Origin of the sequence: Bradyrhizobium sp. SHOUNA76 (assembly GCF_023006445.1) — a bacterium.
GTDB lineage: Bacteria > Pseudomonadota > Alphaproteobacteria > Rhizobiales > Xanthobacteraceae > Bradyrhizobium.
The window spans coordinates 1-328 of sequence record NZ_JALBHA010001194.1 but is presented as its reverse complement, the minus strand read 5'-3'; the positions used below and the strand labels follow the sequence as shown (position 1 = coordinate 328).

Annotated in this window: 1 pseudogene; it reads left to right on the top strand. The window is 65.2% G+C overall.

Features of this window, described 5'->3' with window-relative positions:
• A pseudogene (locus MOV74_RS41360) lies at window positions 1–328 on the top strand (efflux RND transporter periplasmic adaptor subunit); the annotation flags it as partial.

Genomic DNA, 328 nt, shown 5'->3' with positions numbered 1-328 from the left:
CAAGATCGTCGAGCGACTGGTGAACGTCGGTGAGCAGGTCAAATCCGGTCAGCCGCTGATGCGGATTGACGAAACCGACCTCCGTCTCGCGCTTACGGCGAAGCGCAATGCCGTTGCGGCAGCGCGCGCAACTGTCGTTCAGACCGACGCCGACGAGCGGCGCTACGCCAACCTGATGAACGACGGGTGGACGTCCAAGCAGCGCTACGAGCAGGCGAAGGCCGCGTCGGACACCGCCAAAGCGCAGCTTGCTGCAGCGGAAGCCGACGCAGAGGTCGCCGAGAACCAGGCGACCTACTCGCTCCTGGTTGCGGATGCGGACGGAACG